The 26514-nt window shown below is 60.2% G+C and carries 16 protein-coding genes and 3 pseudogenes; 4 read left to right on the top strand and 15 right to left on the bottom strand.

Features of this window, described 5'->3' with window-relative positions:
- Positions 1 to 18 precede the first annotated feature (18 nt).
- The 14 genes and pseudogenes from NKH05_RS30480 to NKH05_RS30415 form a co-directional block, all read right to left on the bottom strand.
- Positions 19 to 1314: a polysaccharide biosynthesis/export family protein gene (locus tag NKH05_RS30480; RefSeq protein WP_353026840.1), complete on the bottom strand. Its 1296-nt coding sequence runs from the start codon at positions 1312 to 1314 to the stop codon at positions 19 to 21.
- Positions 1315 to 1405: 91 nt separating this feature from the next.
- On the bottom strand, positions 1406 to 1921 hold the full coding sequence (locus NKH05_RS30475; RefSeq protein ID WP_353026838.1) for an SGNH hydrolase domain-containing protein: 516 nt from the start codon (positions 1919 to 1921) through the stop codon (positions 1406 to 1408).
- A 139-nt stretch (positions 1922 to 2060) separates the two neighbouring features.
- Complete coding sequence (locus tag NKH05_RS30470; protein WP_023678666.1) at positions 2061 to 3329, bottom strand: glycosyltransferase family 4 protein; 1269 nt, start codon at positions 3327 to 3329, stop codon at positions 2061 to 2063.
- 7 nt (positions 3330 to 3336) lie between these two features.
- The gene (locus NKH05_RS30465) at positions 3337 to 4953 is read right to left on the bottom strand and encodes a glycosyltransferase (RefSeq protein WP_353026836.1); all 1617 of its coding nucleotides are present in this window, start codon (positions 4951 to 4953) and stop codon (positions 3337 to 3339) included.
- 194 nt (positions 4954 to 5147) lie between these two features.
- The gene (locus NKH05_RS30460; RefSeq protein WP_353026834.1) at positions 5148 to 6989 is read right to left on the bottom strand and encodes an ABC transporter ATP-binding protein; all 1842 of its coding nucleotides are present in this window, start codon (positions 6987 to 6989) and stop codon (positions 5148 to 5150) included.
- A gap of 273 nt (positions 6990 to 7262) precedes the next feature.
- Complete coding sequence (locus NKH05_RS30455; protein WP_353026832.1) at positions 7263 to 9107, bottom strand: ABC transporter ATP-binding protein; 1845 nt, start codon at positions 9105 to 9107, stop codon at positions 7263 to 7265.
- Positions 9104 to 10294: a glycosyltransferase family 4 protein gene (locus NKH05_RS30450; RefSeq protein ID WP_353026830.1), complete on the bottom strand. Its 1191-nt coding sequence runs from the start codon at positions 10292 to 10294 to the stop codon at positions 9104 to 9106. The genes NKH05_RS30455 and NKH05_RS30450 overlap by 4 nt, the downstream gene beginning before the upstream one ends.
- 53 nt (positions 10295 to 10347) lie before the next feature.
- Positions 10348 to 11556 carry an O-antigen ligase family protein gene (locus NKH05_RS30445; protein ID WP_353026828.1) on the bottom strand — a complete coding sequence of 403 codons (1209 nt, stop codon included), beginning with the start codon at positions 11554 to 11556 and terminating at the stop codon, positions 10348 to 10350.
- 120 nt (positions 11557 to 11676) lie between these two features.
- Positions 11677 to 12719: pseudogene (locus NKH05_RS30440) on the bottom strand (GDP-L-fucose synthase family protein).
- A gap of 346 nt (positions 12720 to 13065) precedes the next feature.
- Positions 13066 to 14160 carry a GDP-mannose 4,6-dehydratase gene (gmd, locus tag NKH05_RS30435; protein ID WP_353026826.1) on the bottom strand — a complete coding sequence of 365 codons (1095 nt, stop codon included), beginning with the start codon at positions 14158 to 14160 and terminating at the stop codon, positions 13066 to 13068.
- Between the two features lie 104 nt (positions 14161 to 14264).
- Positions 14265 to 14816 carry a transcriptional activator RfaH gene (locus NKH05_RS30430; RefSeq protein ID WP_031212821.1) on the bottom strand — a complete coding sequence of 184 codons (552 nt, stop codon included), beginning with the start codon at positions 14814 to 14816 and terminating at the stop codon, positions 14265 to 14267.
- A 78-nt stretch (positions 14817 to 14894) separates the two neighbouring features.
- Positions 14895 to 16346 (bottom strand): exopolysaccharide biosynthesis polyprenyl glycosylphosphotransferase, encoded by a 1452-nt coding sequence (locus tag NKH05_RS30425; RefSeq protein ID WP_353026824.1) that lies wholly within the window; start codon positions 16344 to 16346, stop codon positions 14895 to 14897.
- 1039 nt (positions 16347 to 17385) lie between these two features.
- On the bottom strand, positions 17386 to 17553 hold the full coding sequence (locus tag NKH05_RS33230; protein WP_023679940.1) for a hypothetical protein: 168 nt from the start codon (positions 17551 to 17553) through the stop codon (positions 17386 to 17388).
- A 157-nt stretch (positions 17554 to 17710) separates the two neighbouring features.
- Positions 17711 to 18181: pseudogene (locus NKH05_RS30415) on the bottom strand (Ros/MucR family transcriptional regulator).
- 337 nt (positions 18182 to 18518) lie between these two features.
- Here NKH05_RS30415 and NKH05_RS30410 point away from each other — a divergent pair.
- The 3 genes and pseudogenes from NKH05_RS30410 (at position 18519) to NKH05_RS30400 (ending at position 23032) form a co-directional block, all read left to right on the top strand.
- A pseudogene (locus tag NKH05_RS30410) lies at positions 18519 to 19429 on the top strand (metallophosphoesterase).
- 639 nt (positions 19430 to 20068) lie between these two features.
- Positions 20069 to 22369, top strand: coding sequence for an AGE family epimerase/isomerase (locus NKH05_RS30405; RefSeq protein WP_353026820.1), 2301 nt, complete (start codon positions 20069 to 20071; stop codon positions 22367 to 22369).
- Between the two features lie 75 nt (positions 22370 to 22444).
- A complete protein-coding gene (locus NKH05_RS30400) occupies positions 22445 to 23032 on the top strand; it encodes a GYD domain-containing protein (RefSeq protein WP_353026818.1) in 588 nt (195 codons plus the stop codon).
- On the opposite strand, the gene ltrA is transcribed toward NKH05_RS30400, so the two are convergent.
- Positions 23016 to 24491 (bottom strand): group II intron reverse transcriptase/maturase, encoded by a 1476-nt coding sequence (gene ltrA / locus NKH05_RS30395; RefSeq protein WP_353026859.1) that lies wholly within the window; start codon positions 24489 to 24491, stop codon positions 23016 to 23018. The two genes, NKH05_RS30400 and ltrA, sit on opposite strands and share 17 nt — an antisense overlap.
- A gap of 723 nt (positions 24492 to 25214) precedes the next feature.
- On the opposite strand from ltrA, the gene NKH05_RS30390 reads away from it, so the two are divergent.
- The gene (locus NKH05_RS30390) at positions 25215 to 26045 is read left to right on the top strand and encodes a PA3715 family protein (protein WP_353026816.1); all 831 of its coding nucleotides are present in this window, start codon (positions 25215 to 25217) and stop codon (positions 26043 to 26045) included.
- The last annotated feature ends 469 nt before the right edge of the window (positions 26046 to 26514 follow it).

The following is a 26514-nucleotide window of genomic DNA, read 5'->3' as shown; positions in this document are numbered from 1 at the left end:
AGGTTTCGTTCAGCGGCTCTATTCCGCAGCAATCGAGGAGCGGAGAGAGGGAGCGAGTATCCAGTCGACGTTGAGGGTGATCTCCACGACATCTCCGGGCCACAAGTCGGTTTCTTCATTGGCGCTGATCCGGTCGACGGCGTCGGCAGATTTTCTGACGACGGTGATCTCCGGCGGCGACTGCCGGCCGCCGCGTGCGAGTTCCGAGCGCAGTCCTCCGACATAGACGAGCTTCTCCGCATTGCCTTGCAGCTGCGCGTTCAGGTCAGCCACGTCCAACATCGCAGCCGTCAGCTCGCCAAGAAGCTCGATGCGACGGGAATCTTCAATCCTGACGAGATTGCGTTGCAGATCATTGCGCTCTCGCTCCATCCGGGAAGCCTCCGCGAATGATTCCAATGCCCGCGTTGACCACAGAAGCACGGCCCTGCGCGCGTCGTTCAGAAGGGCTACCGAGGCCAGTCCTTTCTCATGGAGTCGTCTGACCCGCTCAAGCTCAATGGTGTCTTCTTCCTTGGCGGTCTGCTCGTTCTGTTGACGCCGGCTCAATAGATCAAGCCGTCGCTCGGTGTGCTGGAGAGAAACGCGGACGGCCTGCTTCTCCTTGCTGTGGTCATCGACCCTGTTGGCGAGGAGCTCGCCCTGGACCTGCTCGATTTCCGGCAGCAGGCCCGCCGAAAGGCCCCCCTCAGCGAAAACGGCCGGGCCGGTTTCATCGCGGCCCTCGAGTTCGGCTCTGAGCCTTGCCACGCGGATCTGCGCCGCCGCCAAACGAGGCCAGGTCGTGTTGTACTGAGTTTTGAGGTCCGTCAGCTCCAAGATGGGATTGTCGATCCGTAGCCTGACCAAATCGTAGCCGCCCGCGACGGCGATTGCCTGGCGTACCGTCATTCCGCTGCGGAAGGGCTGTTCGCCAGGATTTGCAACATCGCCGGTCAGGTAGATGGGACGATACTCCACCACCTGCAGCACCACCGCCTCGGGATGCACGAAGTGCCAGACGTCTCCCCCGACGCCTTGGACCGGGTAACCCTTCTGCGTCGCCTGGGCCACGACCGCGTCCCGAACCGCGCTGACGGTTCGTCCGGCAGCCTGCACCGCGCCGACGAGCGGTAAAAGAACCGTCCCGTCCATGCCAATAGGCGACCGCTGGCGCAGATCGGGAATTCCAAGCACCTGAAACTCAAGCACGTCACCCTTTGCCAACAGGTACTCCTCTGCCACTGCCGTGTTGCCGTAGCAGATCAGAAGGGCCAGCCCAGCTACTGTTGGCTTCAGGCACCTCGTCAGAAAAACTCCCAAGCTCTTCGACATATCATTCACACTCCACTTAGCGCTTGTGCGATCGCGGACTCCCCGCGCCCAAAAGAGTCAAACCGGCAGACGATGTGCGTCGGGGACCAGATCAGCGGCCTTGCACAGCCATTGCGTTGACGATTGCTTCCGCCAGCATGGCTGCACCGATACTGTTGAGGTGATTGTCATCGAAATAGAGCGGATCCTGCCCAAGCAGGGCTACGCAGCGGGCCGGGGTGAAGGAGCTGCAGAAAATCCTTTCCGGCCTGATTCGCACCAAGTTCGGATGGTCGGGCATCGCCTCCAGTTGGCGGTGTATGCCTTCAACCCTCTCTTCGAAGACGCTGTAGCTCGTCGACAGCCACTCTTCCCGTTGGATCCCGAAGTGCCACTCCTTTGCAAATGCCGCGGCACGTCCCAGCCGAAATCGGGGAATCATATAGAAGAGGAGGACCTGCTTTCCGCTGTCCAGCAGATGCTGGATCGAAGCGCGATTAAGGGCGCCAAGCTTGTCGATCCGGGAGGGATGCTCATTGGACTCCCGTGCCTGTCCAATGGGAAGATAGAGAACGGGCTTGCCGTGTTCCAAACCGCCCTCCTTTGTTGAAACGGTTCCCGAGAGCATGTTGCAAGCGTCCTGGTTCGTGGATCACGGGCTTGAACATTTCGGGACACCGTCCACCGGACCTCGTCCGGCAAAGGAGACTTTCGGCCGGCGCGCGGGTGCCTGCGCCGGCGCGGCCCAGGCTCTCCTGTTGTTCGAGCTAAGCTTTAGGCAAGCTGACGCGCGGTCTCTTGAGTAGTTCTCCGTAGTATTGGGCCGTTCGCGAAGCGATTGTGCCCCAATCCATACTGGTGGCGGCAGTGTTCATGGCGCCTTGCCGCAGGCGCCTCACAAGGCGCGGCGAGCTCAATGCCATCCCCAGTGCGTCGGCCAGAGACTCCGGTTGCCCCGGCTCGCATAACAGCCCGTTCACGCCATCGATCACCACGTCCGTCAGTCCGCCGACCCGACTGGCCACGACCGGCCGCCCGTTTGCGAACGCCGCAGAAGCCACCCCGCTTTGCGAGGCGTCCAGATAGGGCAAGGCGACGATGCACGCCTCCTGAAACTCCTGAACGGCTTCCAGCGACGTGAGAAAGCTGTCCCTGACCGTAATATTGGTAGCACCCCGGCAGCGTCCGGCCAGGCGATCCAGTTCAGAGCCCCGCCCAGCCAGATGCAGCGACAACGGGAGGCCGCGTCGACCCAGGAGCTCCACTGCATCGAGCAGGACGGCCAGCCCCTTGTATTGTTCCATTCGTCCGAACAGAAGCACACGTCCTGGTATGGGCTCACGCTGCAGTGCTGCAGGTGGGCACAACAGCACGCCATGCGTCGTCTCGCGGACTTCGGTTCCATTCGCGCGGGTGAGTCGGGCAAGCTCCGTGCAGCAGTGGTGACCATGACCAAGGAGAAGGTTTGCTGCGGCTCTTATCCGGCTGCGGATCCTGGGACGATCGACCTTGGAATCGCTTCCTGAATGCGGCAGTGGGTCGTGCACAGTGACGACTATCCTTGCGGAGCCTTTCATCAGAAGGACCATAATATAGTGGGCGAAGTTCGGGCACTCCTGGAAATGCACGATGTGCGGCTTGAATGCCCACATGTCGATCAACGCGCGCAGAAGGTCGCGGATATAGGCGAACATCCCGGACCTTCGCAGAAAGAGCTGGTACAAGCGGGTCTGCAGTTTGGAAGGCTCTGGGCTGCCAAGATGCAGTCCGCATTCCTTCTCGTAACCCGTCCTATCCGTAATCAGTCGGACGGAGCCATGATTGGCGAGGGACGCAGCCAGACGCGCCGCATACTCCGGAAATAATGGAGAGAAGATAACGACCCTCAGCTCCTCCTTCGAGGGAGAGATCTCTCCGGACGCACGCAGGGTTGGGCCGGGCGCAGGCGCAGGCGCCTGCTGCGGGCTGCGCGCGGATTTCTTCAGCAGCGAAGAGGCAGTATCGTCCATGAGTCTTAGACCCCGTTGGTAGATCATTCCGCAGTCATTTAACCGCAGACTTTTTCGCCCGCGCGGCGACGACGACGGGATAGGAGGGGTCATGCTGGTCGAGCGCATCTCGAGTGACGTCGTCGAGCACGCGTTGCTGAAGAAATGCAATGGCGGCTTCGAGATTGCCATGTGCTTCCACATGGATACTGCCCGGCTCGAACTGCTCTTGGACAAGGCGCCGGACGGACACAGCCGTAAGCGACCAGCACCAAGTATGGCCCCAGTCGCTTTCCCGACCCACTGGACTGATCCCGGGTACGGTAAGTAACAGGATACCGCCGGGCTTCAGTGCCCGGTGCAGGGTTGCAAGGGCGGCTCGCATGTCGAACAGCAGGTGCAGTGTCTGTGTCAGGACAATGCAGTCGAACTGCAGTTCCCGGAGGGTTTCGGGATCGGCCAGATCACCGATTATCGTGGCATTGGGGTTGCTGTCGTCGACGAAGAGGATGTCGCTTTTCTCCACGGCGGGTCCGCCGAAGCGTAACGTGTAGTGGTTGTCTCCAACTTCCAGTACACGGCCGCCGATGTCCCCGGAATTCCTGGCGAGGAAGCCTTCAATGTAGTAGCGATCAATCGGCGTTCCGCGATCAAACCCCCACCCGCCGCGGGTGGACCGAGGCGCGCTCGACTTGTTCTCCCTTCGCATCCAAACCATCCCCTCCCGCAGATGCCGCCCGAACTCGCGCGTCACCGCTCTCGTCGTGCCTCCAGGCGACCATGCGACTGCCCGCGCGACTTGACCCATAACCGGAGCGAGACGCCTGCCGGACTGCCAGTCCGCGCGCGCGGCGACGAGCATTTCCTTTGCATACAGCGCGCGCCATTTCGCTCTGCCCTCCCTCATGGCGGCGCGCCTGGACGGATCGTTTCCGAGGCGCTCCTCGTGCCGATCCAGCACTGAAAGCACGGCCCGAAGCATCCGGTCCCGGTCTGCTGTCATGCTGTTTGCATGCCGGCGGTATTGGGCGACTGTGACGGGATATCCGGCAACAGGGAACCTGCTTGCGACACGTAGGTAGAGGTCGTAATCCTCACAGCGCTGAAGCGCCTCATCGAAGCCACCGATCTCCTCCAGGCACTTGCGCTGATAGAGGACGGTAGCGTGCATCCCGATGCAGTTGCTGAGGATGAAGTCATGATGGGCGTCTTCGCCTATCTTGATGAAGATGTCACCGCCCATTGGTGCCAAGCTTTCCGTTACGTATTGATGCCCTCCGTAGACCAGAGCGCAGTGTGGCTGCCTCTTCCAGAAATTCACGCCGCATTCTAGGGCGTGTGGCAGGAGAAGGTCGTCCGCATCAAGGAAGACCACATGTGTCGTCCTGCAGTTCTTCCACCCGAAGTTGCGGGCTGCTGCGAGCCCCTTGTTGTCCTGCCGGATAAGCCGCACGGACGGGTAGCGCTGGACGACTTGCGAGGGATCGTCGGTCGAACCGTCATCGACGACGATCACTTCGTCCGCCAGGCGAGTCTGTGCGAGAACGCTGCCGATGGCGTCATCGAGGAAATGAGCATGATTGAAAGTCGTTATGATCACTCCGACGGTAAGCTCGTCGGTGGCCTCTTGAGGCGGAAATGACTTATCAATGACTTCAACTGATATATTCACGGCGCCTTCTCCTTTGGTGCATGATTGACGTATCGGCTCAAGACAGGGTGCGTGATCCACCCGCTGCCTAGCGCCGTTACATGTGGTGCGTGGCTGTGTATGCGGATGATGCGAGTCCCCGCTGTGTAAGCAGCTTGCCGGGATCAAGTGATTAGGTTGCGGACCAGCACGAGCCTGGTTAGCCGTCGAAAGTCCTAGCGGCCAGGGGCGACAGAGTACACAGCGCCCACCGCGGCAGCTTGAGGAGCCTCGCGCACTGCCAGCACCGCCTCCGCATGCTCAACCGGGACGGTATCCGCTTTGCGCAGCCGTCCGCGGTGGAGCTCGACGATGCGAGCTCGCTTGTGGAGAGTGGCCAGGCGGTGGGTGATCATGATGATTGTCTTCTGCCCGGCCAGGCCCTCGACGGCGGCGAGGAGGTTGGCTTCGGTTTCATGGTCGAGCGCGTTGGTGGCCTCGTCGAAGATCACGATGTCGGGTTCATGATAGAGCGCGCGGGCGATGCCGAGGCGCTGGCGCTGGCCGCCCGACAGGCGCGCCCCACGCTCGCCGACGCAGGTGGCGTAGCCGTCCGGCAGCTGCACGATGAAGTCGTGGATCTGCGCCAGCCTTGCCGCCCGCTCCACCGCCTGCCGGTCGATTGCCTCGGCCTCGATGCCGAAGGCGATGTTGCGCGCCACCGTGTCGTCGGCGAGGAAGATGTGTTGCGGCACGTAGCCGATATTGTTCTGCCAGGCCCGGACATTGGCCTCCGTGAGGGGCGTCCCGTCGATCAGGATGCGCCCCTCGTCGGGGCGCAGCAGGCCCAGCAGCAGATCGACCAGGGTGCTCTTGCCGACCCCACTCGGACCGACGATGCCGGTCACGCTGCCGGCGGCGATGGTCAGACTGAGATCGCATATGGCCGCGGGCCTGGCGCCATCATAACGGAAGCTGACATGTTCAAGCTCGATCGACCGGCGCAGGCACAGGCGCTCCTCGCCACGCGTACCGATCCCGTGCCGTCCCCCGCCTCCAGGGGCCTGCCGCAGTTCCTCTGCGATCGCGCCCACCGCAGGCGCGGCAAAGCGCAGCAGCGCCACCGAGGAATAGACCTTGTGGAACGCCGGCAGCAGCCGGAACCCCGCAAAGGCATATAGCCCTATCACAGGCAGTGCGCTGCCGATGCTGCCGCTTCTCATCAGGATGTAGACCGAGATCAGGCAGACGGCCGCGAAACCTACCGCTTCGGCCAGGAACTTCGGCAGCTGCGAGACGACCTCGCCGGCTGCGCTGTGAAGAGAGAATCGTCTGGACGGGCTCTCGAAGGCGGCAAGATAGGCGCTCGACTTCCCGAGCACCTTCAGTTCCTTGATCCCGCCGAGAACCTCGGACATCGCCTGATATCTTTCGCGATTTGCCTGAAGGCGACCTTCGCCGCTGCGTCCAAGGAACCCGCTCACGCTGACGTAGACGACGGAATAAAGTGCAGCCACCGCAGAAAGTACGCTCAAGGTAACAATGGGATCTATCGCCAGCAACAGAGCGAATATGGCTGCCACCAGACTGAGGCTCGCCGCCAAGGCCAAAGCTGGAGCGACGCCGCACCGTATGACCTCGTCGACCTCTGACACCACCGTCTTGGACATTTCCGATGTATTCCGGTCGAGGAAGAACCGATAAGGCTGCGACAGGTAATGCGACACCAGTTCGACGCCAATCTGATGTCGCCGTGTGTTTATGAACTTGAGCTCTACATAGAGCACCACCGCTCGCAGGGCGGAGACCAAGAGGAGGATGACGAGCGTGAAGATGGCGAGCGCAAGCAGGAAGCTCCAACTGTCGACAAACCCGAGCTCGTCGTAGGCGGCCCTGAGGTAGGCATTGCTATGGACGACGTCGGGGTTAGCGAGCACGGCCAGAAACGGCGCCACCGAAGCTACTCCCGCCGCCTCGACAGCGGCCGTGGCCGCCAGCAAGATGATCAGCAGGCCTCCGCGGACGAGGTCAGACGGAGTGAGGATTGCGATCAGCGCGCGGAGAGTCTTGTTGAGCATATTCCTGTGCTTTCGCGTGTTCAACAGTACGCTTGGCGGTCCGACTGGACGGGCGAGCTAGTCCGGAGCATTCTTGGAGAAGCCGCCCGTACGAAACAGAAGCACCCTCATGAACCTCGAAGCTTGGCGAGTTCGACACCCGCTGCCTAGCGCCGTTACATGTGGTGCGTGGCTGTGTATGCGGATGATGCGAGTCCCCGCTGTGTAAGCAGCTTGCCGGGATCAAGTGATTAGGTTGCGGACCAGCACGAGCCTGGTTAGCCGTCGAAAGTCCTAGCGGCCAGGGGCGACAGAGTACACAGCGCCCACCGCGGCAGCTTGAGGAGCCTCGCGCACTGCCAGCACCGCCTCCGCATGCTCAACCGGGACGGTATCCGCTTTGCGCAGCCGTCCGCGGTGGAGCTCGACGATGCGAGCTCGCTTGTGGAGAGTGGCCAGGCGGTGGGTGATCATGATGATTGTCTTCTGCCCGGCCAGGCCCTCGACGGCGGCGAGGAGGTTGGCTTCGGTTTCATGGTCGAGCGCGTTGGTGGCCTCGTCGAAGATCACGATGTCGGGTTCATGATAGAGCGCGCGGGCGATGCCGAGGCGCTGGCGCTGGCCGCCCGACAGGCGCGCCCCACGCTCGCCGACGCAGGTGGCGTAGCCGTCCGGCAGCTGCACGATGAAGTCGTGGATCTGCGCCAGCCTTGCCGCCCGCTCCACCGCCTGCCGGTCGATTGCCTCGGCCTCGATGCCGAAGGCGATGTTGCGCGCCACCGTGTCGTCGGCGAGGAAGATGTGTTGCGGCACGTAGCCGATATTGTTCTGCCAGGCCCGGACATTGGCCTCCGTGAGGGGCGTCCCGTCGATCAGGATGCGCCCCTCGTCGGGGCGCAGCAGGCCCAGCAGCAGATCGACCAGGGTGCTCTTGCCGACCCCACTCGGACCGACGATGCCGGTCACGCTGCCGGCGGCGATGGTCAGACTGAGATCGCATATGGCCGCGGGCCTGGCGCCATCATAACGGAAGCTGACATGTTCAAGCTCGATCGACCGGCGCAGGCACAGGCGCTCCTCGCCACGCGTACCGATCCCGTGCCGTCCCCCGCCTCCAGGGGCCTGCCGCAGTTCCTCTGCGATCGCGCCCACCGCAGGCGCGGCAAAGCGCAGCAGCGCCACCGAGGAATAGACCTTGTGGAACGCCGGCAGCAGCCGGAACCCCGCAAAGGCATATAGCCCTATCACAGGCAGTGCGCTCGCAAGGTGCTCCTGCTGCACCACCAAGTAGATGGAAATCAGGAGAATTGAGGCGAACCCAACAGCCTCGATCACGTATTTTGGCGTTTCCGCCAACACGCCGCTCAGGGTCCGATAAGCACAATACCGCTTCGATGGGCGAGAGTAAGCCGCCAGGAACGTCCCCTCCCGTCCTAGCACCTTCAGTTCCTTGATCCCGCCCAACACGTCCGTCGAAGCCTTGAAACGCTCTCCATTGGCTTTCAGCCGCTCACGACCGATGCGTCCCAGCACCTCGCGCGTGAAGACATAAATCAGCGCGAACATACCGCCCGCACTCGCCGTGAGCAGCAGCGCCAGAAGCGGGTCTATGGCCAACAGAAACAATACAACCGCCAGGGCCATCAGGCCCTGCGCGACCAATACTAAGGCAGGTACGACGGCATTCTCAACAAGCTCATCGACCTCGACCAGTATTGTTTTTGTCAGTTCGGCCACATTCTTGTCTAGAAAATACCGGTAGTCGCGATCCAGGCTGGCGTTCAGAAGTCGTGTCGCGATTCGGTGGCGGTGCTCATTTGCATATAGAAACTTTACATAGTGTAGGACAGCTCTGAATACGGAAATCAAGCATATAAAAACAAGCGTCCCTATGGCAAAGAATATGATAAAGGAATTATAAGAACTGAATCCTAGATCGACAAATAGTTTATTAATGATTTTGTTTGTCGTAATTATTTGGGGATCGCCCAATATCAGCAGCAGGGGAGCGATGGAAGCGACGCCAGCCACCTCCACGGCTGCCAGAACGGCCAACAGACCGACCAGCCGCGCCGCTCGGATGCGTTCTGACGGCTCCAGTAGCCCGGTGATGTCTCGAAGTGTGTGGGCGATGCTCATGTATCGGCCTTGTGCCGCGTGATGGAGATGCCGCCGGCCTGATTCAGCGTTGTTCGCTCGACAGGGGCGGTCGCGGCGCGTAGCAGCACGTCGCGGAGAATTTCCGCCAGGCAGCTTTCGCACCGATCGAACTGGAACCTCGCCAGGAAACGCGCACGGGCCGCCCGCCCGAGCCGTTGGCGCAAATCCGGGTTGCGCGCGAGCTTCTCCAGCGCGTCGGCCAACGCACCGGCATCGCGGGCCGCGACCATGTACCCGCTCGAGCCCTCATCCACGATCTCCGGAATCGCCGCTTCGCCGGTCGTCACGAGCGGCAGGCTGTATGCCATCGCTTCGAGGAGGACACCGGGAAAGACTTCCTGAGGATAAAAGGTCGGGAACGCGAAGATATCGGCATCCAGCATGAACTCTGCTTTTCGGGCTCCGTAAGCGGGGCCGACGTAGCGCACTTCCTCCGACAGGCCGAGAGCGTCGATCCGCTCCCGAAACACTTGCAAGGCGATGTCGCCCGGTTCTCCGACGAAGGTGGCCCGGAAAGGCACACCCCGGCGTTTCAGTATTTCGAGCGCACTCAGCAACACCAGCGGACCTTTGGTCTCAAACAGGTGAGACAGGAACAGTATGTGTGGGATTCGGCGAGCCGGGCGGTCAGGTAGCCGGATTTCCCGACAAGGGTCGGGGAGCGCATCCGGAAGATAGTAGACCTGCTCGTCCCGCACGAACTCCGATACGTCGTCGAAGACGTGGGGGGACAGCAGTATCACCCAGGCCTTGGAGAAGGCCCAACGGCACAGGGCCCGGTGGAGGGCGCTTCGCTCGGCAGTGCGGCGGATGCCGCGGCAGCGCATCTGCAGAATATGCGGAAAGCCGAGCCCCTTGACCAGGCCGAGCAGCACGATGCCTCCCAGAAACGCGTACCCCGTCGACGGCAACGTGTAGAGGACGACGCCGGGGGGGCGGAAGGCGAGAGCAAACAGCAGGCGTACAACATGACCGGAAAGTCGAATGATCTTGCTTAGTGCGAACCTGTTTGTATCGTCGATGGACCGCGCAAGTTGAACAGGCAGTACGTTCAGGTCGAACTCGTCGCGGATTCGCCGGGAGGAGGCAAGCCGCTGGTTGGTAATGGCCGCGCCATGTGCTGGCGGTGGTAGCTGCACCATCATTAGGACGGCATGTTTCGGCATGATCTCCTGCTCCTTCCGGCAACGTTTTGCTGACGCGGCCTGGTCGCTCCGGTTCATTCTGCAGCGGCTATTTCGCCCAAGGCAGTCGCATGGCGGCTGGCGGGCCTTGACTTCCGGAGGTAGGCGAGATTCGCAGCGCCCCGTAGCGACTGCAGATAACCAATCGTGAAGGCGACGCCGATCACATAGAGCGGACTCTGCAGCGCCACGTTCGAGAAGACGCAGATGAAGAGGGTGAAGAACGCCACCGCCGCATGCGCCCGCACGCGTACGGGCATTTTGGAGCTCGGATAACAGCCAATGATAACGGCGCTCCAAAGCACGAGCCCGACCATTCCCAAACGAAGGATGATGTCGAAAAAAGCATTGTGGGTGCCGATCAGCAGGAAGGATGTGTCCTCCTCCGGCAAGAAGAAGAGGCGGCCAATGACCATGGTATATTCATTCCGCAGCGCCTCGGTGCCGAAGCCGACGCCGATCCCCCAGGTCTCTGCCAGCGCCTCCAAGGCATCCCCCCAGAATGTGACGCGCCATCCGGTGTTAGGATCTAAAACAAACAAGCTGATCGGGTCGAGTATTCCGAAGATCGCCAAACCCACCAAACCTAGCATAAGGATGTTGGCCAGCGTTCGTTCCAAATGCAAACCGATCATGCAAAGAAAAGAAGCAGCCATGGCCACGAAATAGGCCAGGACGTTCTGAAGTCTGAACTCTATCGTAGCGGATAGGATAAATACGAGCATCAAAAGAAAGCCGCCCACGATTGGATTCATTCGAACCATGGCGAGGTAGGTTATTCCCACCAGAGCGATCATCACATCGTTCTGCAAGGTGACAAAGGCCTTCGGCGGGTCCAGAGGCGTCTCCATGTCGCCAAAGACGTACAAGCGCGCGGGAATGCTGACAATGAACACCAGAATGATGGTGCCGACGAGGATCGCGTCACGGTGCCGATCGATGCCCTTGTCTTCCCACCACTTTTGCGATGCGGCTATGACGGGAAGCAGAAGGAACACAAAGGAGGACTGCTGGACGATGATGCCGGCTTGGTGATATCGGGTCCAGCCATCGGGAAGAAGTTCCAGATAGGACAGGCCGACGTAAAGTAGCCCCCAGCATGTAAGAAGCAGAGCGGGAATGTTCTGCGGCGATAGGAGAGTCCGTCCGGCGTAGGCAAGCGAAAGTAGAAGGATGAAGGCAAGAAGAGGTGCACCGAGCGCCTTCAGTCCCGCACCGCCCAGCAGGCAGATGGCGAGAAGCAATATGGTGAACGCCCAGCTCCCGGCTGCGGGACGCTGCCGCCGCGGATGGAGAAGAGCAGTTGGTCCCGTCAGCCATCTTCCGTGCCAGTCGCGTTCATTCGTCGTCGAAGACATTAAGCGTCAGCCCTGCCGAATACATCTGTGCGACGGTCGGAACCAGAAGTCACTCAGCCGTCGTGGCGATCTCCACGCCGACGGGCGCCGAGCGCGCACCCGAGCCTCCCTCTGCGGCAAGGTGGGGGCCTCGTAGAAGCGCTTCAGCCCCTGACGCAGCCCGGTGCGGGCCCGCCAGCCCAGGGCTGCCATCCTGCCGACATCGACGAGCTTGCGCGGCGCCCCGTCCGGTTTTGAAGAGTCGAAGCAGATGCGGCCCTTGAACCCGACGGTCTGTGCCACCGCTTCGGCAAAATCCGCGATTGTTATGTCCTCACCGGTGCCAACGTTGATCGGCAGGTCGTCCGAGTACCTCTTCATCAGGAAAACACATGCATCCGCCAAGTCGTCGAGGTAGAGGAACTCGCGCTTCGCCGCGCCGGTCCCCCACACCGTCACCGAGGTCCTTCCTTCCACCTTTGCCTCATGGAAACGCCGAACAAGCGCGGCCGGAACATGCGAGTGCAGGGGATGGAAATTATCTCCGGGGCCGTAGAGGTTGGCGGGCTGAACGGAGATGAAATCCGCGCGGTACTGTCGGCGGAAGGCCTGTGCCATCTTGATTCCGGCAATCTTGGCGAGTACGTACCATTCGTTCGTCGGCTCGAGCGGGCCCGACAGAAGTGCCTCCTCCGGGATGGGCTGTGGTGCCATCCTGGGATAGATGCAGCTTGAACCGAGAAACAGGAGCTTCTCAACACTCTGAACGCGGGCCGCCTCCATGACGTTCGCCGCGATAATCAGATTGTCATAGAGGAAGGTCGCCGGAAAGGAAGCGTTGGCAAGAATCCCGCCCACGCGGGCCGCCGCGAGGAAGATAACGTGCGGGCGCATCTGCTCCAGCATTGCTCTACATCCTGTTGGCGACGCAGGTCCACCCTCTGGGTGCCGGTCGATACGAGGTGACAGCCCTCCTGCCTAAGGCATTGCGTCAGTGCTTGGCCCACCATACCTCGATGACCGGCGACCCAAACCCGCTTGCCGTCGAGAGAAAAGATTTCCCGTCCCATGAATGTCCCTCCGGTAAGGGTGCCCTATCAAGCGGTTGAGCGGTTGTATGTGCTTGGTCGTATCGCTTCCGGGCGACAGCTCGTGGCCTGAACCTCGATCGGTTCAAGCGGTAGCCGGACCGGATGGTACAACGTGCGCCGTATCGTCTGGGACATGCGTCAATTCCCCGGTCCGTCAGATCGAACTGGTAGCTTTCCAAGATGCCGCCTCTTGAGATGATGACATCTTGCTCGGCATGGCTAGGGCACTGCCTCGGGCGCTCTGCGCAAGACCGACCGGGCCTTGTGCTGCCGCCTGAGACCACCTTGTCGTGATAACCGCCATGTCCGTCTGTGCCGTTCGCCGCTACCAGATCGCCGCGCGAGCGTTCTGCCAATGCGGCTCCATCGGGATCGCCTTCAGATCCCCAAGCACCATTTCCTCAACCAGGGAATCGAAGCTCGTCTCATGCTGCCACCCCAGGCGCACCCGAGCCTTGCTCGGGTCGCCGACCAAGAGTTCGACCTCGGTCGGCCGGAAATACCGGTTGTCAATCTCTACCAGGATTCGACCCGAACGCGCATCCCGACCCTTCTCTTCCAACCCCTTTCCATGCCACTCGATTTGCATCTCCACGCAGGAAAATGCCTTCTCAACGAACTCGCGCACCGTCCGAACCTCGCCCGTGGCAAGCACGAAATCGTCCGGTTCCGGGTGCTGGACGATCATCCACATGCCTCGGACGTAGTCGCGCGCGTGGCCCCAATCACGCCCTGCATCGAGGTTACCTAGGTAGAGCCTGTCCTGCAGCCCATGATGAATAGCCGCAACAGCTCGGGTCACCTTGCGAGTCACGAACGTCTCGCCGCGGATGGGGCTCTCGTGATTGAAAAGGATGCCGTTTGAAGCATGAATGCCATACGCTTGGCGGTAGTTTACGGTGATCCAATATGCATACAGCTTCGCTGCCGCGTATGGGCTCCTGGGATAAAACGGGGTGGTCTCGCGCTGCGGGACTTCTTGTACTAGGCCGTAAAGTTCGGACGTGGATGCTTGGTAGAAGCGCGTCTTTTCAGTAAGCCCCAGCAGTCGGATCGCCTCCAGCAAGCGGAGCGTCCCCAAGCCATCCGTATTGGCGGTGTATTCCGGTGTCTCGAAACTTACCTGCACGTGGCTTTGCGCAGCGAGATTGTATATCTCGTCGGGTTGAACCTCCGAAACGACGCGGATGAGGTTGGTAGAGTCGCTCACGTCGCCATAGTGCAGGATGAGTTTGGGGTTGTCCTCGTGGGGATCCTGGTACAGATGCTCAATGCGGCCGGTATTGAAAGACGATGAGCGCCGCTTTATGCCGTGGACCAGATATCCTTGGCCGATCAAAAACTTAGCAAGGTACGCGCCATCCTGTCCGGTCACCCCGGTTATCAGAGCGGTTTTTTGTCGTGTCATGTTTGTTCCCATGCTTGTGCGACTGCGGTGCAATCGCATGGAGCAGGAATTCGCCCACGCTACCGCAGTCTGGGTGAAATCAAACCCAGTGAACCGGCTCGACGGTGCTGCGACGCCTAGGCCGGCAGCACGCTCCTCCGATGCGTCTTCACCTCGACGCATCGACCCATGATCTCGAGCAGGATGCGAACAGACTGGGTACCGTCCAGCCGATCTAACCTGCCAAGTTGTTCTGCAAATGGCCCCGACACTAGACGCACGACCTGACCAGGCCGAAGCAGATTGTCGAGATGTATTACGCCGTGCCTGTCAGTCGCCTCGATGAGCGCTTCAACAACACCTTCAGGAACCTGCGCTGGCATTTCTCCGAACCGAACAAGGTGGGCCACGCCATATGTTCCATCGATGCTGAGCCAGCGGTCCCGGCGCAGATCGAGTCTCACGAACAGGTAGCACGGGAACAGCGGCCCCATTACGACTTTCATCTGGCGGGCGTGTCGTATGGTTCTTTGCAACCTTGGCAGGAACGTGGAGAACGACTGATTCCCAAGTTCGCGTTCCGCCCTTGCCTCTTGATTGGGAAGGCAGAAGACGGCGAACCAGCGTGCCGTTCTCGACTCGGCGGCCGCAGTAGTGCCTTCTGGTGCCTGGCTGCAACCGGCCCGCATCGGATTATGTCGGGCCGCGTCCATGCCCAGCCGGGACGTCAAAGGAACAGATGATTCCGACACGTGCCCCACCATAGTTCAATGAGCCTTTCTGTCAGTAAGTATTTTCACTGCAGTTCGGCATATAAGATAGATATCAAGCCAAATGCTCCAGTTATTAATGTACCATAAATCATGATTAACGCGTGCGGCCATCGCGTTCAATTCTCGTGTTTCGCCACGAAAACCATTTATCTGCGCCCATCCCGTGAGCCCGGGCTTTACATTCTGACGACGCGCGTAAAAAGCAATAAGTGCGGAGTAATATTCGTCATGCGCGACTGCATGCGGACGAGGTCCTACAATCGACATCTCGCCCCTTAACACGTTCAACAGTTGCGGTAACTCGTCTGTGCTCGTGCGCCTTAGCAGCGACCCGAAGGGCGTAACGCGCGGATCGTCAGCCGTGGCCTGCGCGATCGTCGGGCCGTCTTCGCATACCCGCATCGTACGGAATTTGTAGATCTGGAAACGCCTGCCACAGAGGCCCTGGCGCTCCTGGCGAAAGATAACCGGGCTGCCGGACGTAGCGCGGATGGCGATGCTGACGGCGATCAGCAAAGGCGCCAGCAAGACGAGTCCCGCGAGCGCGATGCTCACGTCGAGGGATCGCTTCATTGCGCGTTCGGCCCACGACAGCGGGGCCCGCTGGAGCTCGAAGCCCTTGAAGGGGCCGAAACGTAGCGCCGATGTCTGCAGCAGCCGTTCCATTGCTGCATCCGCAAACAGAAACACGGGCAGCGGAAGGCGTCCCAGTGCGGTCGCTAGGTTGCGGAGCTGCCTGCGCTTGTCCCAAGGGAAAAACAGGTAAATCTCGTCAAACGGTACCCTTTGGAGGGCGTCACGGAGCTCCCGCACTAGGTCCTCACACATTCTAGCGAACGCCCGACCGGTCACCTTGTCCGCCGGAAGGATCGACACGCCAACAATCTGTATGCCGCGGTTCTGCGCTTCGCTGAGCACTTCGGCTGATGCTTGGTCTCCAAAGCAGATGAGGTGGGCTCTCCGAATCGCAATGGCACCGCGTCCAAGCCAGACGCGCAAGGCCTTCACCGTCCCCACCCGGACAAGCACAATCGCTGCCGCACCGACTGCAAACGAGGTGATTAGCAGCTCGTGCGACAGCTCACCTATCGTTTCGACCAGGAGGCCGATCCAGGCAAACACGAAGGCCACCATGAGCCAGCTCAATAGCGCGTTTCGGGCGCTGGCCATCGGCTCAAGATATAACCCGGTTGTGTATGCGCCAGAAAGGCTCTCGAAAACCACAAAGAACGTTGCAGCAAGGGAGGTCACCATCAGGACGTGGGGGTCGCGCAAATCGTAAAGGATATGCGGCTGATAAAAAAGAATGACCGCATGCACACTCAGCCCAACAATAACGAAATCAGCGACCATGCAGACCCCCACTAGAAGGGCTTGCGGAAAATGAAATGCGGCCCGCCCATAAACTACCGACTTCTTGGGAATGGTTTGGATAATCTCTGTCATCCGACGCAATTCCAATGATAAGCCCGTGCCTGCGCGAGCGGATATCCGCTTCTTAAAGATTTCTTTGGTCGATCTTGGAATAAACAAGGTCTTTTGTACGTACGGCCGAACAAACTGACTCACATGGCGTCAAGCTATTAAAAAAATAACATCTTAATTTCCCGAACGTAAAAAACGTATTACATTTCATGGTTATTGTTGGTTAACATTGTCTGCTTGTCAATTGATTCGTTCGCAGCCGAATTGCGTATACGTCTACTACTTACGGAGAAGGTTCGCCGCTGGAAACGCTGAATGCGGTGGTTCCGTGGGAGGGTATTCCGCATGCCGCTGGCGAAGGCGCTGAAGCAGCCGGATGCACTTAATTTGAGAATCCACCGCCCAAGATTCTTACGTTTAAATGCCAACCCTTAGCAAAACCGGCGCATTCTTACGTTCAACTGCCAAGCGACAGCGGGAGTGGCATACGCTGCGGGCATGGTGCAGAAATTGCTCACATCATGCCGAGGTAAAATCGGCCGCACTCATCCGCAGGTATGGCAAAGGCGCGCTGTTCGGCACGGTCGAGAGGGCGCTGCTCTGTACGAGTTGCGACAGGGGCGGGCCGGTTCGGCTGGAGATTCACAGGCTGCCGAGGAAGCTGGAAAGATGCAGGACTTGATCGATTTCTACAAACCAACTCGGCCCTGGTGCTAGCCAACCCAGGCCCCTTTGCTTCGTTCGCGGTCCTTTTTGGAGGCGGAGGCTTCCTGGTCGGGCGCTACTTTTTGACGGAGCGCATCGCCAATCTCGAAAGCCGCATCGCCAGGCGGGATGACGAGATCGTCGACCTCAAAGTGCGACAGACGGCCAAGAAGCTGGAACTGCCAATGGTTCCTATCGCTCGTACCATGGCCGTCGACGAATACGACAGGCCGGCGCCTTTCAGTGGGAGGTTGCCTGAAAGGCGCCGGCCCGGACGAGCCATCAGGTCCGCCGCGCCTTAGCGATAGTTGAGTCGCAGCTTCGCCGTGCACAGCGCGATCGCGGAAGTTTGCATTTACGCGCTTCCGTCCGTTTCACTCTCCTCATCGATTTCGCGCACGGGCAAATAGGCGTTCGTTTCCAGCCATTCCCGCAGCACGATCTGAATGAGGTCCGCCCGGCCGATTTTCATTTCGGCAGCAATGGAGTTGAGAGCGTCCTCGGTTGCTGGCTCCAGCGGCAACGCCGGCGACGTTCCTATAGCATCAATGCGGCGCGACGCAGAATGATCTGCAAATCCGCACGCGAAATGTCTGCGATGCGACCAGCAGCGCTTTCAAGCTCTTCGGCAATGGATTGGCGTGTCATCGCATTAGTCCGCTTGCCTGAGCGGGGTGTTCTTAGGCACTCACCCGCTTGGCTGGTGCCTTCTTGGTTGGCGCCTTCTTGTTGGTGGGCATTTTTGCACTCACCTTACGACCCAACCCACTAGCTTTTGCTAGCTCCGATCGCTGTGCTACGTAGCTTGGTGCTACCATAGGATAGTCCCGCGCCAACCCCCACTTGGCTCGATACTCGTCAGGCGTCATCCCAAGCAAGCCCAAGTGCCGTTTCATCGACTTGAACTTGCGCCCGTCTTCTAAAGAAATGATGTGGTCGGGAAACACAGATTATTTGGGATTGACCGCCGGGGTCTGTTTTGGCTGCTCAACCACAGATGGCTTGACTAAGCTAACGAGAGCAGAGTTCACCGAAGAAATAAGATCGGGCAGGTCTGCTACTGGCACTGCGTTATTTTGGACAAACGCCGCAACAATATCCGCGGTCAATTCCATCAATTCTGCATTCTGGCGATTGTTCTCTTCGGTCATTCATCAAACTCCTATTGCTATTCCGCTTTCGTATGGGGGAAAGTCGGATTGCGCAAGAAGCAGGTCCACAGAACGAAATACTCGGGATCATTGGCCGGCCGCTGCGCAGGTCCTCCGGAAGCCAGGCTGCCGGGGTTTTTTCCTTTTTTGTCCGAAATCGGCGTGTAGCATCGGATCGTTCCGACGCTCCTTCGCGTTGGGTAAACCGACAGGAGGAACGACCATGTCAGAGGACAAACACGAACGCATCCGGCGCCGCGCATATGAGATCTGGCTGCCGCAGCTGAATTCGTGGCGATCTCTAAAACAGACCTCGTTCTGCTGGGAAATACAAGTGCTGACGTCGCGGCGGTCATTCCTGCAGCTCTTTGGCGCCGTGTCGCTGGCGGCATTCGGTCTGGCGAGTTATGTCATCGCGATTGAGCCTCGGTTTCGACTGCGTGTCACTCACTACAAGCTCCTTCCGCCGCGCTGGCCGACCACTGCCAAGCCCCTGCGCATCGTCGTGGTCGCTGACATCCACGCCTGCGAGCCTTGGATGCCGGCTTCCAGGATCGACGAGATCGTTGGTGTTTCGAATAGCCTGCAGCCCGACATCATCCTTCTCCTTGGCGACTATGTGATGGGTGTGTCGCCGCGCTATGCCACCGGGATCGTGCCCGACACTGTTTGGGGCAATTCACTTTCGAAACTTTCTGCGCCACTCGGCTGCCACGCCATTCTCGGCAACCACGACTGGTGGCACGGTGTCGACAGCGTCCGCGCAGCCCTCGTCGACAATGGCATTCCGGTCCTCGAGAACACCGCCACGCTTATCCGGCAGCTGGATGGCCCAGCATTCTGGCTTGCGGGTCGTGGCGACCAGTGGGCCATGCAGTTTTCTCGCGGCGTTTACAAGGGCGTCGACGATCTGCCTGGAACATTGGCCCCAATACCCGACGACGGCAATCCGATATTGCTCCTTGCGCATGAACCGGACATCTTCATTACTGTCCCTGACCGTGTCAGCCTGACGTTATGCGGCCATACACATGGTGGACAGGTGCGCTTGCCGTTCATCGGCCCCCCATCAGCAATTCAGCCTACGGACAGCGCTTCGCCTATGGGCATGTCGTCGAGGGTGGGCGGCACATGATCGTATCCGGGGGTTTGGGCGTATCGTGGCTGCCGGTGCGCTTCGGCGTGTCGCCGGAGATCATGGTCGTCGATATCGGCCCGAAAACGTTCTCTCTTCCTGTCGACGGATGACATCTGCCGTTCCAGAGAGACCTGCCGTTCGCGGTTGACCGTTCCGTGTGAGGGTATCGATCGTCGTGTACATGCGGTCGGGGTTTGGCCGAGTTCCCATCGCCTACAAGGCGAACGCGGCACAGTCCATCATCCTTTTCGGAGGCCGGCTGATAGCTCTCGATTTCCACCAGAATGCCTTTGAGAAGCCTAGCCAAGCGTCCGAAACACCTTTCTTCGACATTCTCGGGACGGCCATGCTTGGACGAGCCCTCCTTTCGGCCATCGGCGGGCATACTCCTATTGGAGGAGGCGGCGCGACCCAGCGTGTTAGGACTACTCCAATTGCTGAAGGGGCCTGCGTCGGGCAGCGTGCTAGAACTGTTGCGAATAGCGGATCGAAGAACCGGTACTTTGGGTATAGTCGACCAGGCCAGCCGAACACATTCCTTTTCGGAAACAGTGCTCTCATCAAAGCCACTGGCTTTCGGGAATGCGAGGCGCGCTGGTGGTTCGGCCATCCAGACACGGAGAAGTGCCCGAACTCAACCTTTGTCTCGCCGGAGCGGCGTAGCGAGATGTTCGAGGCTCTCGCTCGCCGTGCTGCGCCGGAGCCAGAGGTCGGAGCCTACAACCAGACATTCTGAGAGGAACTGGACCATGTCGGAGCGGATCGTCAGTTTTGTGATGAGCGGGGGCGTCGGGTCACGGCTATGGCCGCTGTCGCGCGAGGACAATCCCAAGCAATTCCACGACCTTTCGGGCGACGGCTCCATGCTCGCCAAAACTGTCCGACGCCTCAAGGCGCGGTCGGACGGCGAGACGCCGATCTATCTGATAGCCTCCGAACGGCATGCCGACCGCGTTATCTCGGACATCGGTCCGCTCGGCCTTAACGGTGGCAGCCCGATTTTCGAACCCGTCGGCCGCAATACCGCCGCTGCGGTGGCCATAGCCACCTTGCACACGATCTCCGAATATGGCGGGGACGCGCTTGTGCTCGTGGTCCCCTCCGACCATCAGATATCGACCGAAACGCAATTCTGGGAAACCGTCGAGGCGGGCATGCCTGCCGCCGAATCAGGCAGCATTGTCGTGCTCGGCATCAAGCCGACGCATCCCGAAACCGGGTACGGTTACATCGAGGTTGCGGCAACTGGTGACGGAGTGGCCGCCGTTTCGCACTTTGTCGAAAAGCCCAATGCCGAGACGGCTCGCAAATATGTGGCTTCGGGAAGATTCTACTGGAACGCCGGCATCTTCCTGTTTCGTGCCGACACGATGCGGAAGGCATTTCTCCAGTTCCGGCCAGACATCTGGGACACCGCGGAACGGGCCTATAAGGCTGCACGGACCGACGTCTTGGGCATCTACCTGCCCCAGGGCTTCTATTCGGCTGTCCCGTCGACGTCGATCGACTACGCAGTCATGGAGCATGCACGCGGTATTGCGATGGTTACGGCTTCCTTCCGCTGGAACGACCTTGGATCGTGGCAATCGCTGCTGGAAGCCAGCCCGACGGACCGCGACGGCAATGTCGTAATGGGCGACGTTGTCGCCATGAATTGCGGCAACTCCTATCTCAGAAGCCAGGGCAGACTGCTGACAGTCATTGGGATGAAGCATGTGGCGGTGGTGACGACACCGGACGCGGTATTCGTCGCTCCTGTCAGCCACAGCCAGAACGTGAAGAAAGTCGTCGAACAACTCGAGAAGAGCGGACGCCTTGAAACGAAGTTCACGGGGTCGGACGACCGGGTTATCATCAGCGGGTCATGGCGCAAGCGCGTCGAGCACTGGCTCTTCAACGAAACCCTGCCGCTGTGGTCCACTGCAGGTGTCGACGATGCGTATGGCGGCTTCCACGAGGCGCTCGGTTTCGATGCAAGGCCGTTGGGCAAACCCAAGCGCATGCGGACGATGGCTCGCCAGATTTACGCCTTCGCGGTGGCCAAAGAACGCGGCTGGGCTGGACCGGCCGACAAGCTCATCGACCACGGCATCGAGTTCATCGCCAGACACGGCCGCACCGATCGCGGTGGCTGGGTGCGCACCCTCAATTGCGACGGCAGCGTGGCTGACCCGACGGAGGACGCCTACGACCATTCCTGCGTGCTCCTGGCGCTTGCCCATGCTCACCGATGCGGCCATCAGGATGCCATGCAGCTGGCACAAGAGACGTTCCATTTCATCGACACCCATCTCGAGGACGTCAGCTTGAACGGCTTCCTCGAGACCCCCGGCTGGAAGGGGGTGCGGTTCTCGAACCCGCACATGCACATGCTGGAATCCTTCCTTGCCTGGCATGGCGTCACCGGCGAGCGTGCATATCTCCGTCGGGCGGCACGCGTCGTCGATCTCTTCCGGTGCCATTTCTTCGACCAGGAGAGTTGGACGCTTGGGGAACATTTCGACGTCGATTGGCTACCGTTGCCGGGAGACGAGGGACAGTGGACCGAACCAGGGCACCATTTCGAATGGGCTTCGCTCCTTGTCGAGTTCGCGCGGGCAAGCGGGCAGAAAGACTTGGCAGCCTACGCCAGGAAGCTCTATTCGTCGGCGATCGCCAGCGGATTGAACCGGGCCACGGGCCTGGCTTATGCAGCCGTGTCGCGGCAGGGAATTCCCTTCGACCGGCTCTCCCGCAGCTGGCCGCAATGCGAAGCCGTCAAGGCCGCCGTCGCCCTGGACGGCATCGGCGGGCCTGATCTGAAACCTGAGATCGAAGCTCGTGTCGCCCGCCTCTTCAAATGGCACATCGATCCCGCACCGCTTGGGTTGTGGATCGACAGGATTGACGAGCGCGGAAGGTCACTGGCAACGGAGGTCCCCGCGAGCATTTTCTACCACCTCGTGACGGCCTTGATGCAGTATTTGGACAAGACCGGAGGGCAGGTCGAACCTTTCCCGCTGCCAGCTTTGGATACGAGCAAGAGCGTTGCGATGCAGGGTTACGGCTGACCCAACTGTCCGCGTAGCTCCGTGTTGGTCAAACGATCAATAACGAAACTAGGACAAGATAGGGAGGAATACCCCATGAAAGTGACAATCCTGGGAAACTATCCGCCCCATGCCTATAAGGGATTGATACAAGGCTCAGACCGAGAAGCTGCAATCAAGGCGATTTTGGAAAGCGTTGGTGGCAAGGTGTCCGGTATGATGTTTACTCGCGGCGCCTATGATATTGTCGTCAATGCTGAGGTTCCGGACCAGGCCGATGGGATGGACCTAGCACTGGCGGTGCGGGCAAGCGGCTGGGTAAACGACCTCGTTGTCCTCGAAGAACTCGACATGAAGGCGGTGCTTGCAGCTGCCAAAAGGCTGCCGGCGTTTACAAGCTCGCCGGCTGATGGGACTGGCTGTACATTGAAGGGAGCAGGGTTCCGATTGAACGCGCCGTGCTGCCAAGTCTCAAGGAAAGACAAGGCGGGGTCTCGGAAAGCCGAAGCAGGCGCCGCATTGGTTCTGCTTCGATACCGCGCCGACAGCGAACGCGCCCGGCTCAGGGGGTCAGAATCGGAGGTCATGCCGAGTATCGCGGTAGGGACGCCCATTACTGGGCGCCCCCCGCTCAGATCCGAGCGAGCCCGATTCGAGCACTCGGCTCCTACCTTGGGTGGCTGACGGCGAAGCGCGCATTGGGCCACGGGTGAAGGATGCGTGGTTTGGGGAGCCAGTCGTCGGTCAGCTTCGTCATGCGGGCCCAGGTGAAGCCGTCTCGTTGGCTGCGCCGCCGAAGCGTCCGCCGCCAGAGATCGGTCACATGGTGCCGGAACGCCGCGAGCGCCCCGCCATTCGTCGGGACCGCATAATAGGCGAAATGACCTGTCACGACCTGCCTCAGCCACTTCCCCTGTTCGGGGATGGGCCAATGCATCCGACGCCGCAGCTCCGCCTTGATGTCCTTGAGCTTCACCCGCATGCGGTCGCCTCGGGTCTTCCGCTTAAGCAGGAAGCGCCCCTTTCGCGATTTACCGCAGATGAAGGTAAAGCCCAGGAATGCGAAGGTCTCCGATTTGCCGAGCCCGCGCTGCTTGCGGTCGACCGCCGCGAAGCGGCCGAACTCAATCAGGCGGGTCTTTTCCGGATGCAGCGACAGCATGAACTCCTCAAGCCTCGCGCGCATCGCATCGAGGAAACGACGGGCGTCGCCCTCGCGCTCGAAGCCGACGATTACATCATCGGCATAGCGCACGATGATCATGTCGCCGGTGGCCTCGCGCCGTCGCCAGCGGTTGACCCACAGGTCGAAGACATAGTGCAGGTAAATATTGGCCAGAAGCGGCGAAATCACCGAGCCTTGACCCGTGCCCCTGTCATCTACCGTCACGATCCCGTCTTCGAGAATGCCCGCCTTCAGCCATTTCCGGATCAGGCGGATGATGCGCTTGTCGCTGATCCTGTGTTCCACGAAGCGAACGAGCCAATCCTGGCTGACGCTCCCGAAAAAGTTCTGGATATCGGCGTCTACAATCCAGTTCACCCTCCGCGTGTTGATCGCTACGCACAGTGCATCCAATGCATCGTGCGACCCTCTACCGGGCCGAAACCCGTATGAGAAGCCGCAGAAGTCGCCTTCATAGATGGCATTGAGCACCATGACGGTTGCCCCTTGGACGATTTTGTCTTCCAGAGCGGCAATCGCCAGCGGCCGCTGCTTTCCATCTGCCTTCGGTATAAACGTCCGGCGAGACGGTTGCGGGCGGTACGCTCCCCGATGAACCCGTTCGTGCAGGTCCCTGAGCCGAGGCTCAAGGTCTGTCTCGTAATCCTGCCACGTCATGCCATCCACCCCGGGAGCGGCCTTGCGCTTGAGCACGTAGAACGCCGTCCGCAGTGTATCGACATTGATGTGGTGGAAGAGCGCGGTGAACTTCTCCTTCTTCCTCAGCCTTGCGGCTTGCCGTACGCGATCCAGCGACTGGGACATGCGAGCCCGGCTCTGTGTCCGGTGCATGTGTTGCTGTTCCGCGTTCCCCTTGGTCCCCGGCCTTGGCTCCACCAGCTCCGCCGCCGGTTGTCCGGCTTTGTTCGTCGGCTTCGCAGCTACTATGCCGGAGTCAGACTTCTCTGGATCGTGCATCAACGGCTACGGCTCCTCGCCTTCCCGTTGCGGACCATCCCCCCGTACTCCTGGGGCGTATGGCCAATCCAGAGATCTCCCGGTTCCCGCACAAGGAGCTTCCGCACATGCCAGGGTCTCAGACCACGCCGGATCGAACAGGCGCTCGCGAAAACGCGCCCGTCCATTTCGCCTTCCGCTAAATTAACGGCGTCGGCATCCGGAACAAATTCCCTTTCGTGGCTCAATGGCTGGCCTATGCACTCCCCTACCGACGCTTCGCCGGCATCCTCGCGGATGTCTGCGCACGGCTCGGGGCCGATGTGGATCGCTATTCCTTCATCGCAGTGGACTTCCACCACCTACTCCTTGCCGGTCTCCCGGCGCACTAATTTTGGAATGTACACCCTAGAAGGTGCGCCCGACGGATCGGCGAGGTCCGGTTTTGTAGAGGTTTCTTGTCCAGGCGCTTCTTTATCTAATCGGAGCGCGACAAGGCAACCGAGATCACATTGTCAGTATCTGTTTCAGGTAGCTCGAACAGCATTGGCAAAAATTGGCCGCTCGGGCGGCGTTCTCATGATCACCGTTCCTAAGCGAGCTCGGACTTTACGACTTTCCAGGATACCTATGGTCCTGACGCAGCGGGTGGAGCTAGCCGTCACTTCCCTACACCCTGTGCGCCGCCACCAATCTCGCGTAGAAGGGCCCTGGCCGAACCCGGCACTGCGACGCGAGAACTCCATGCGAATAGTGTTGCCTGTCCTGTTGCTCGGCGCGGCCCTCGCCAGCCTGTCGCCCGCCCGGGCAGCGGCCGGCGATTGCGGCGATGCCGCCGCCCTGGTGCAGCAGGCCTATCCCACGGCCCGAAAGAGCGCCGACGGCGCCTCGTTCACGCTTGTACCCCATACGAGCATCGCCTCAACGCTCCCGGAGAGCGATGCGCCATTCGGCCTGGCCTGCAAGATCTGGCCGGCTCATGACGACCTGCTTTTGGTCGCGGTACCGCTGATCGACAGCGCTAACAGCGACCACCTGCATGTCGGCGACATCGAGCTACTGGTCGTCGATAGAAAGAGCCTGCGGGTGCGCCAGCGCCTGCTCCAGCCTGGACTGATGACCGATGATGCCATCGCGATCCGTAAGGTGGAATTCGACACCGGCCGCTATGCACTGGCCCCTGAGGTCACCGCCTTCGGCCTGCGCGTCGAAATGGCAAACCATTCGCAGGCTACTCCCTTCACTGAAACCGACCTGCGGCTCTATGCCGTCGCCAGCGATGCGCTGCGCTTGGTGCTCGACGGCCTCGTGGTTGCCGGCCATGGCGGCGAAGGCGATGCCAGTTGCGCCGGATCGTTTCATTCCAGCCAGGTCAGCCTGGCGATGAGCCCGGCGAGCCATCACGGCTATCATGACATCATTGCGGTCGAGCGGACGGACACCGACAATCCCTCCCCCGACAAGGATGGCGAGTGCCAGTCCCATCCCGGCAAGCCTGTGAAGCGGACCTACCGGCTGCGCTATGACGGCAGCCGCTATTCGGTTCCCGCGGCACTCAGGGTGATGGGGTTGTGACGCGGCCGCACACGTCCCTGCCTTGGTTCGTCAATGTGATCGATTCCAGTTGAATGGGTATCGACCATTAATTCTCTCGTGGTAGGAGGCGCTCAAGGGGGCTCTTCCCAAAGAAGCTGATGATTTGTGGTGGTCAAGATTCAAAAGCGGTTTTGCCGGAACGTGGGACGACAGACTGGACGGGCTATTCTCCGCAAAGGTCGACTACGCCGGGAAATCCATTCTCGATGTTGGCTGCAATATGGGTGTTGTCGCCTATGAGATATCCAAGCTGAAACCCAGCTCGATCCACGGGATCGACATTGCCAAGCCGCACCATGCGAAATCCGCTGTGAGGGTCGGGTAGCAACAACCGTTCAAGGTCGGTCCGACGTTGCAGGGCTGACGTGTTTTCATCGAGCCAAGACTGACTCTAGTACCGTGCCGGGAATGAGCTATAGTTCAGATACTGTGACGGCCGGGGGCTTGC

The organism is Mesorhizobium sp. M1399 (assembly GCF_040317735.1).
GTDB lineage: Bacteria > Pseudomonadota > Alphaproteobacteria > Rhizobiales > Rhizobiaceae > Mesorhizobium.
This window is presented reverse-complemented; position numbering and strand designations above follow the sequence as displayed.